Consider the following 1,200-nt stretch of genomic DNA (forward strand, 5'->3'; position numbering starts at 1 on the left):
TGACGAGCAGGCCGACGCGGCCGCGGGCGGGCACCGGGGCTACAGGGTGCTGGCGGTGTCGTCGTCGAGGGCGCTGTAGTCCGGCTCGTCGGAGGTGCGCGCCCGGCGGCGGTCGTTGAGCAGGCAGATGCCCGTGGCGATGGCGAACAGGACCAGCAGGGGCAGCGCCAGCACCAGCATCGTCGTGATGTCGGAGGTCGGGGTGATGATCGCCGAGAACAGGAAGCTGAGGAAGACGCTGATGCGCCACTGCTTGAGGACGGCGCGCCCGGACAGCAGGTGGGCGAAGTTCAGCCCCACCAGCACCACGGGCATCAGGAAGGCCAGCCCGAAGGCCAGCAGGATGCGCATCGTGAAGCTGAGGTAGTCGGTGGCGTTGATGATGTTGGAGCCGTCGGTGGGGGTGAAGTCGATGAGGAACTCCACCGCGTTGGGCAGCACCAGCCACGCCACGCCCACCCCGGCCAGGAACAGCGGTACGGCGGCGCTGATGAACCCGATGGCGTAGCGGCGTTCCTTGCGGGTCAGGCCCGGGGTGATGAACGCCCAGATCTGGTAGATCCACACCGGGCTGCTGACCAGGACCCCGACCCACAGCGCACCCTTGAGCTGGAAGTCGAACGCGGAGCCGATCTGGCCGAAGTTGACGCTGGCCTCGATGCCCTTTTCCGCCGCGGCCTGCACCAGCGGGTCCTGGATGTAGGCGTAGACGCCGCGGAAGGAGCCGATGCTGCCCGAGGAGCCCCACAGGAACCAGCCCGCGATCGAGCCGAGCACGAGGGCGATGCCGGCGCGGGTGATGCGCTGGCGCAGCTCCCGCAGGTGCTCGCTGAGGGCCATGCGGCCCTCGGGGTCACGGGGCGGGCGGCGTCGCAGGGTGGGCACGGCCATCGGGGCTCGAGCGCCTCAGGAGGTGTGGGTGCCGGGACCGGAGGTGCCGGTGTGCGTCGGGGAGGTGCCGGGGCGGGTGTCGTCGTCGACGCGGCCCTCGACGACGCCACCGTCGGCGGAGGCGCTCGGCGGCGCGGCGTCGTCGCGCTTGAGCTCCTTGACCTCGCTCTTGAGGATCCGCATCGAGCGGCCCAGGCCGCGGGCCGCGTCGGGCAGGCGCTTGCTGAAGAACAGCGCGATGACCAGCACCACGAGGACGACCAGGACTGCCGGGTGATCGAACAGGTTGCGGAACATCGGTCCTCCACG

2 protein-coding genes are annotated in these 1,200 nt (G+C 70.3%); both read right to left on the reverse strand.

The genetic code is table 11. The features are described from left to right. Nucleotides 1-39: 39 nt before the first annotated feature. Nucleotides 40-891: a twin-arginine translocase subunit TatC gene (gene tatC / locus ABEB16_RS01025; protein WP_345710422.1), complete on the reverse strand. Its 852-nt coding sequence runs from the start codon at nt 889-891 to the stop codon at nt 40-42. 15 nt (nt 892-906) lie between these two features. After that, nucleotides 907-1,200, reverse strand: a 294-nt coding sequence (gene tatA, locus ABEB16_RS01030; RefSeq protein ID WP_425560067.1) for a Sec-independent protein translocase subunit TatA, incomplete at its 5' end; no start/stop codon positions are given.

Source organism: Kineococcus glutinatus, assembly GCF_039542765.1.
GTDB classification, from domain to species: Bacteria; Actinomycetota; Actinomycetes; order Actinomycetales; family Kineococcaceae; genus Kineococcus_A; species Kineococcus_A glutinatus.

Coding starts and splice junctions, on each gene's coding strand:
- tatC (WP_345710422.1), bottom strand. CDS start 891: ATGGCCGTGCCCACCCTGCGACGCCGCCCGCCCCGTGACCCCGAGGGC.